Origin of the sequence: Glycomyces luteolus, assembly GCF_027622875.1 — a bacterium.
GTDB lineage: Bacteria > Actinomycetota > Actinomycetes > Mycobacteriales > Micromonosporaceae > Glycomyces > Glycomyces luteolus.
Genome location: NZ_JAPZVP010000004.1, coordinates 289,699 through 297,209, shown reverse-complemented (window position 1 = coordinate 297,209; position 7,511 = coordinate 289,699). Strand labels below are relative to the sequence as shown.

General features: G+C 66.4%; 7 protein-coding genes and 1 tRNA gene. 4 read left to right on the top strand and 4 right to left on the bottom strand.

Annotated elements, in window-relative coordinates; all coding sequences use genetic code 11:
- Positions 1-95: 95 nt before the first annotated feature.
- Positions 96-428, bottom strand: a complete 333-nt coding sequence (locus tag O1R50_RS07005) for a hypothetical protein (RefSeq protein ID WP_270109194.1) — start codon at positions 426-428, stop codon at positions 96-98.
- A 248-nt stretch (positions 429-676) separates the two neighbouring features.
- Here O1R50_RS07005 and O1R50_RS07000 point away from each other — a divergent pair.
- Positions 677-749: transfer RNA gene (locus O1R50_RS07000), tRNA-Asn, on the top strand.
- Between the two features lie 48 nt (positions 750-797).
- Here the strand turns inward: O1R50_RS07000 and O1R50_RS06995 are convergent.
- Complete coding sequence (locus O1R50_RS06995; protein ID WP_270109193.1) at positions 798-1,073, bottom strand: hypothetical protein; 276 nt, start codon at positions 1,071-1,073, stop codon at positions 798-800.
- A gap of 134 nt (positions 1,074-1,207) precedes the next feature.
- Between O1R50_RS06995 and O1R50_RS06990 the strand changes: the two genes are divergently transcribed.
- Positions 1,208-1,705: a hypothetical protein gene (locus tag O1R50_RS06990; RefSeq protein WP_270109192.1), complete on the top strand. Its 498-nt coding sequence runs from the start codon at positions 1,208-1,210 to the stop codon at positions 1,703-1,705.
- Between the two features lie 153 nt (positions 1,706-1,858).
- Complete coding sequence (locus O1R50_RS06985) at positions 1,859-2,878, top strand: hypothetical protein (RefSeq protein ID WP_270109191.1); 1,020 nt, start codon at positions 1,859-1,861, stop codon at positions 2,876-2,878.
- Between the two features lie 294 nt (positions 2,879-3,172).
- Here the strand turns inward: O1R50_RS06985 and O1R50_RS06980 are convergent, their stop codons facing one another.
- Entirely contained in the window at positions 3,173-4,618 is a 1,446-nt protein-coding gene (locus tag O1R50_RS06980; RefSeq protein WP_270109190.1) for an AAA family ATPase, read from the bottom strand.
- Between the two features lie 689 nt (positions 4,619-5,307).
- Here O1R50_RS06980 and O1R50_RS06975 point away from each other — a divergent pair.
- Complete coding sequence (locus O1R50_RS06975; protein WP_270109189.1) at positions 5,308-6,873, top strand: TROVE domain-containing protein; 1,566 nt, start codon at positions 5,308-5,310, stop codon at positions 6,871-6,873.
- 62 nt (positions 6,874-6,935) lie between these two features.
- Here O1R50_RS06975 and O1R50_RS06970 read toward each other — a convergent pair whose 3' ends face one another.
- Positions 6,936-7,505, bottom strand: a complete 570-nt coding sequence (locus O1R50_RS06970; RefSeq protein ID WP_270109188.1) for an HD domain-containing protein — start codon at positions 7,503-7,505, stop codon at positions 6,936-6,938.
- Positions 7,506-7,511: the final 6 nt, after the last annotated feature.

Below are 7,511 nucleotides of genomic sequence, written 5' to 3'. Positions count from 1 at the left end.
CCCCGCGCCGGGGGGGGGCGGCCGGCCCCCCCCGGCCGGCCCCCCGGGGGGGGGGGGCCCCCCCCCCCCCCCCCGCCGCGCTGTTCCTAATGGATTCAGAACCCGGGAGCGTCCCCACGGAGGGCCCGGTCGCTGCGGACCGGCGTGGTCACCCCGGCGGAGTCCCAGGGCTCGGCTTTCGGGGGCTCGTCCGCACTCGTGGTGAAGTTCTCGACGATGTCGCCGAACTTGGTGCCCTTGATCTTGTCCTGCGCCGCGTTCGCGGCCTTGTTCGCCTGCGTGCGCACCGTCGAGGCGACCTGCTGGACCCTGTCGTTCCCGGTCACTTGCCTGGTGTAGTCGACGATCTGGTCGTAGCGTTCCCGCCCGGCCTTCGCCCCCAGGATGTAGCCGACCGCGAACCCTGCCACGAAATACCACTTCCGCATATTTGCCTCCCCGGCCCGCGGGCCGAACGCCGTTCCGGTTTCACTGTGTTCTGGAGTTCACTGTGCGTTGCCGCATATAGCGGCCATTCTGCCCCATGTTGGGGTGCCCAGGCGGCCCATGACGGAAACGCGCCGCGCGCGTCGAGCCCCGATTGGACCCACACCACACCGACCCCGCTGGCATCCGCTCGCGTCGATCCTGTACTGTCATATCCGGTTCGCACGGCGAAAGCCGAGCTTGAACCCCTTCCCCAATAGCTCAATTGGCAGAGCAGCCGACTGTTAATCGGCAGGTTCTTGGTTCGAGTCCAAGTTGGGGAGCAGACACACAGAAAGGCCGGTCGTTTCCGACCGGCCTTTCCTCTTGCTTCAGACTTCCGGGCGTTGAGCGGCGTCGGCGATCTGTCGGCAGATTGCGGCGGCCGCCCAGCCGAGGGCCAGCAGTAGCAGACCGGCCAGGCCGATCGAGGTGCCGAGGAACTGGCCGGCAGGGCTGGAGCCGTCGAAGCCGCCGCCGTAGGAGTTGGGTTCATAGTCGAAGTCGGTATTGGCGAGCCAGATGACCGCGCCCAAGACGAACGCGGCCGTCCCGCAGACGATCATGGCGGTGAGCGGGCCGTTGTCGAGGGGTCGTTTCTTGTCCATCCTCCGACGGTAGGTGCCGCCTATCGCTCGAGGAATCGGCCGAACTGCCAACACCGCCATCGGGCAGGGCGACTGCCTGCGGGGATAGACTCGTTTGCGCCCTTTCGTGTCCCCGCTCCCTGGACGGATCTGCCATGCCCCCAGACACTCCGAAACGACCGCGCAATCCCGCCGCAGAGCTGATCGCCGAGGCGGAGCTGAGCTCGCAGCTCGAGGCGTACCAGGGCTACAGCGACCGAGTGTGGTCGATGGGCAGGGTGGCCGACCTTCTGTGGCGCCACTCCGATGCCGCACGGCCGCTCATCCGCAAAGCGCTGATCGTCGAACTCGATGACGCCATGGAGCGAGCAAGCATGCCGCTCCCCCTGAGCGACGGGGTTCTGCTCCTTGAATACTGCGGCTCCGTACTCCGACCGCTGCTCGACAACTACCCGGAATCAGCTGAAGCACTGCGGCAAGAACTGCAGATCATCCGGTACGTCGCTCCCTACCGCGGCCCCGATAGTGCGGACTACGTCACCGACCTCTTCGACTACTACATCCTCTACTGGCTCAGAACGGACCAGTACCGGCCCATCGTCGAGGACTGCGACCCCGAGGTCGGGATCCTCATCCTCGAGAACACCGACTGAACCAAGTCTCAAGGTGTGCGCGCGATGGAGTCAGGTTCTCGTGTTCGCTGGGCTGCTGGCTGGCTGCGACGCTCCTGATCGGCCTTTCGTCTTCTTGTCGTGTGGCAGTGCTAGTTTCCGAGCGGTTCATGCCCTCCGACCGTTGGATTCCCGATGCCCTTCACCACGCCTGACCGCCCGTTCGATCTCGTCGCCATGTTCCCCGAGCTCACCACGCTGGCCCGCACTGCTGTGCGGCTGCATCCTCGGCATGGCAATCCGACCGCAGAGCACTCCTCGATCGGTGGGCCCTTGCTGTGGCCCGACGACGAGCCCTGGCCGACATGTTCAGGCCCTCACGAGTGGGACTCGCTGGAGACGTTGGACGAAGTCTTCGAAGATCGGCGAATCAAGGACCTGGCATGGAGCACACCTGGCGGAGGAACACCGGACTCGTTCACGACAGAGGAACAAGCTTTCCTGGACAGCCTTGGCGAACCCGGGCGCGGTGATTCCCGGGGAGACGAGTTCCAAACTGCAGAGGCGCCGCTCCTCCCTGTGGCCCAGCTATTCACACGCGATGTACCAGGCTTGCCGTTCCGCGAACGCTTCGACCTTCTTCAGGTCCTGTGGTGCCCGTATGACCATCCCGAGACTGGGCCCTATGGGGCTTACGAGCCCGCAGTACATCTGCGGTTGCGAGACACCTCCCGATCCGTGCTGAGGCCCGTGTACCCGGCGCGGAACACGCTGGTCGGCTTCAAGGACTACGTGCCGAGTCCATGCGTGCTCGCCCCCGAAGAGGTCACTGAGTTTCCCCATACTGATCTGCTCTCCCCGGAGCTTAGGGAGGAAATCAAGGCGACCACTGAACGGCCGGAAGCCTTCGATTACCACGACAACGCACTGGCACCAGGATGGAAAGTGAACGGCCACGGAGCCAGATGGTGGATTATCGATGCCTTCGATGTCCGCTGCGAATGCGGAGCAGAGGCGAAGCCGCTGCTGACCGCCGCCACCGGAGGACTGGACTCTCCGACATCGCACTGGCGGCCCTTGGAGGAACGCGACGGCGCGGCAGAGGCACCGAAAAGATACGGCTCCGTCGACGTCTACCTCGGTCGCGGCTACGACCTCCAGATCTTCCATTGCGGCCTCGACCCAGAGCACCCACCGGTCATGGAGATGGTCTGACCTGATTCAAGCCTCAAGCTTCGGCTATCGCGGAGTCGGGTTGGCCGGATAGACAGGCCGCTAGGCGGGTTCTCAGGGTTGCTACCTGCGGGGATAGGTGCACATTCGCCTTGAGGAGGGGAGCGGTACAAGAAGGCCGGTCGAGAGACCGGCCTTCTTGCTTTGTCATCGCGAGCCAGGTCGAAGCTCGGCGGCTTGGCGCGGCACGAACCAAATGCAAGCGAAGATCCCCGAAATGTAAGCCTGCTCAACTTGCATTTGGCGGATGATCGGAGACCTCATTCCCCGCTGAAGTCAGCCCCATGCGGCCAAGACGTCTTCCGGCCCCCACACGAGGTCGGCGACCACGCCGTCTGCTACACCGGATCGACTGACCACCACCATGCCGCTCTCATCATCCGAAGCCCCGGGAACCGCCCCCGCGGATTTCCTGAGGCTGTTCAGATCATGGCGGTCGAAGGGCGTGCCGAGCCATTTGATCGAGCCCGTATAGAAGACCGTCCTCGCCACGGGTCCGCGGTCTGCCCCGACGAGGTCCACCTCTGGGTCGAAGCTTCGCGGCCACCAGCCACCGACCTCGACCGCCTCCGGCCACGGAAACTCGTCCGAGGCGGACGCGCGAGCGAGCGCTTCGCGAACCACCGGCTCGATCGCCCGGCCGCGCCAGCTTTCCCATCGCCGCTTGATCATCCGCAGCGCCTGCTCATGACGATCGCGCTTCACTTCCTCATAGGCGCCGGCGAGCATCGCCAAGTACAACCGCAGATACGAATCGGCGACGCGGTACAGCTTGCCGCCATTGCCGGGTCGGGTGGCGAGAGGCTGATCGAAGGCGATCGCGTACTTGTCGTGGAGCCGGTTGAGGATAGGGCCGAGCGAGCCTGACTTGATCGGTTCGTCCGGGCCCCGCCCCGCATGGGCTGCGATATTGCCGAAGGTCCGCTCACCGCTCCCGATCGCCGAGAACACCTTGCGGGTCTGATCCGGTTGCGGGAACTCCGAGTCCAACATCTGCTCACCGATGGTGAACAGGGGACTCGTCGCTCTGCGGCACTGCTCGGCGAAGAAGTCCAGGGCATTCGAACCGTCGCCCCACGTTCTGCAGAGCGCAGGGAATCCGCCGGTGATCAGGTAGGCGTCGAGCGCGTCGACTCCGTTCAGGCCGGTGAGCTCCGCAGTATCCGCGGGGTTCAACGGCTTGACCACCATCGGATCCGCTCGCCCGTAGAACGGACGGTCATAGCCGATGAACGCCTCCATCATGTGGATATCGCTGCCCACCAACAGCAGTAGCACTGGCTTCCTCTTGAGCAGCCGGTCCCATGCCGTCTGCAGATAGCCTTCAAGGCGCGAATCCTGCTGGAACAACCATGGGATCTCGTCTATGACCACGACCGAAACGCGGTCCTCGGGCAGAGCGAGCGCGAGCAGTTCGAACGCCTCCAGCCATGTTCGAGGCGCCGCACTCGGCAGAGCAGAGGCCCCCGGGAGGTCCGAGGTCCGAAGCGCGGCCATGAACAGCTCGAGCGATTCGGCGGTTCCGACCCCCCTGCTTGCTTGGAAGTACAGCCTCGGCAGCGCCGCCTCGACGCAATACTGCTCGACCAGCCTCGACTTGCCCGCCTGCCGACGGCCCCGGATGGCGACGGCGACACCCTCGCCATCACGCTCGACCAGTTCCTGTCGCCACCGCAGATCTGCCATCTCCCGTTTGCGCCCTACGAACGGAGCCTTGCGCATGCCACCCCCGACCAGTTCCGCTAACTTAGATTCCTTCTAAGTTAGCACACCTCTAAGTCAGCAGATTAGGGTTGTCAGGGCCTCTAGGCGGGTTCTCAGGGTTGCTACCTGCGGGGATAGATGCGCATAGGCCTTGAGGAGGGGAGCCGCCTTGAGACAGTGGGAACAGCCCGGACGGCGCAAGCCGGTCCGGGCTCTTTCGCTTTTCCTCCGGAAATGCTGTGGCTCAGGGAGACAGCACCTTGTATGTTGAGTGCCGCACCTCCCGGTGCGCAGTCCGCGGATACTTCATTCCAACGAAACCCCGCTGACGCCTTGATCTCGGGAGGGCTTGTAATCGGAAAGCGGCGCTGCCGGTGCGCAGACGGCGGGTTCCTTCGGATCCAGAGGTCGCGGGTTCGAATCCCGTCATCGCGGTTGCCGCGGTGTGGCTCAGTCGGATAGAGCACTGGCAGTGTCCTGCCGTCGACTCATTCCTCGGCTGCGCCGCCCTCCGCTCACAGGTCCCGCCCGATCGTCGGGAGGCCGGACGTGCAAAGCGGGTGCCCGGTGCGATGGCGCGGGCTACTTCTGGTGTGCGAGCAGGGTTCGAATCCCAAGCGGTCTTCGGACTGCCGGCTCGGTCCCGCGCCGGCCTGAACTCGGGCATCCGCGGACCGTCCGGCCTTCCGGTTCGGAAGGAACCCCTTATGGCGAAGTTCAACAAGGCCACCGCGCGACCCGCGCTCGAATCACCCGTTCGTTCCGGCGCCGACGCCAAAGGGCGCACCTATGAAGGCGCTCCCGGATACTCCCGCGACACCCGCTCGGAGCTCTTCCTGCTCGCGGTCACCAACATGGTCGGCGAGCAGACCTTCTATGAGGCCGCGGACGCCCGCGACGACCGATACCGCGCCCTCGTCCGGACCGCGGCGGTCGACGACCCGGCCTGGACCGCGCGGTTCCTGGCCTGGCTCCGCAACGGCGCGAACCTGCGCTCCGCAGCGCTGGTCGGCGCGCTCGAGGCCGCGAAGGCCTTGGCGGAGAAGGGCATCCCCGGCGGCCGTCAGATCGTGGACTCGGTGCTGCAGCGCCCCGACGAGCCGGGGGAAGCCCTTGCCTACTGGGCCTCCGCGTACGGCCGGGCCGTCCCGAAACCGGTCAAGCGGGGCATCGCCGACGCCGCTGCGCGGCTGTACACCGAGCGGGCGGCGCTCAAATACGACACCGCCGCGAAGGGCTACCGTTTCGGCGACGTGCTCAACCTCGTGCATGCCGCACCCCGCGACGAGCGCCAGGGCGACCTGTTCGGGCACCTCCTCGACCGCCGCTACGGACGGGTCGAGACCGTGCCCGAGCGCCTGACGACGATCCGCGCGAACCAGGCGCTCCGGGCCCGTGCGACCGAGGACCCGAGGGTGGTGCTCGATCCCGATCGACTCCGCGAAGCGGGCATGAGCTGGGAGGACGCGCTGTCGCTGGTCGGGTCGAAGGTGCCCAAGGCCCGGCTGTGGGAAGCGCTCATTCCGTCCATGGGATACATGGCGCAGCTGCGGAACCTGCGCAATTTCGACGAGGCCGAGGTCGCGGACTGGGCCGCCGAACTCGTGGCCGCGCGACTCGCCGACCCCGGCGAGGTCGCGAAGTCCCGGCAGCTCCCGATGCGGTTCCTCTCGGCCTACCGGGCCGCGCCCTCGCTGCGGTGGAGCTACGCCCTGGAACAGGCCTTGGACGCTTCACTGGCGAACGTGCCCGGGCTGCCCGGCCGGACGCTGATCCTGGTGGACACCTCGGGCTCGATGCGTTCCGGTTTCTCCCGCGACGGCTCGCTGATGCGATGGGACGCGGCCACCGTGTTCGGTCTCGCCCTCGCACGCCGGTGCGCCGCCGCGGATGTGGTCTCGTTCTCCGACCGCACCAAGACCTTCCGGCAGCGGCCCGGCGAGTCGCTCCTGCGGGCCGTCGAGCGGTGGAAGTCCGACGGATACTTCATCGGGTCGGGCACCAGTACCGAGAGCGCAGTCCGCAAGCACTATCAGGACCACGACCGGGTGGTGATCCTGACCGACGAGCAGGCTCATTTCGGCGGCGGCCGCGACGTGACCGCAGCGGTGCCCGGGGACCGGATGGTCTACACCTGGAATCTGGCCGGATACCGGCACGGACACGCCCCGTCGGGGGCGGGCACCCGCCATACCTTTGGCGGGCTGACCGACGCCGCGTTCGCGATGATCGGACTCCTGGAGTCCGGCCGAAACGCGGACTGGCCCTTCTGAGAAGCGGACCTCGACAGTGGATCGAGCCCGGACGGCGCAAGCCGGTCCGGGCTCTTTCGTTTTCACTTCGCTTCGCGGGTCTGCTCCCAGGCCAGGGGTTCGGCTTCCAGGAGTTCTCGGGCGAGGGAGCGGGCGGTTTCGGTTTGGAGGGCGGCTAGGCTGCTGTCGATCCAGGGCTGCACGGTCGTGACGCCTTGGTGGCGGTATTCGACGGCTTGGATCAGGCATTCGAGCTTGTCGGCGTCCTTGGCGCAGATCGCTTCGGGGGTCTCGCCCGCTTCGAATTCGGCGATGGCGTCATGGACTGTGGCCTTGACCCGGTCGGGGCATGCGGCGGTCTGGTCGGCGACGACCGAGGCGGCGTCGGTGGCGGTGAGGTAGTCGCGGCCGATCTTCGGGATGTCGCCGATGCGGGTCTCGGGCGTGTCGTGGAGGACGAGCAGCATCGCGGTACGGGAGGGGTCGGCGCCTTCGAGGCTGGCGATGACCATGCCGGTCATCGCCGCCCGCCAGCTGTGCTCGGCGATGCTCTCGGGGTCGCGGACCCCGGCGATCCACCAGCCGGAGCGGCGGGCGCGCTTGAGCATGCCGGCTTCGAGGAGGTATCCGGCGGCGCCGGAGAGATCGTTCATTGTCGG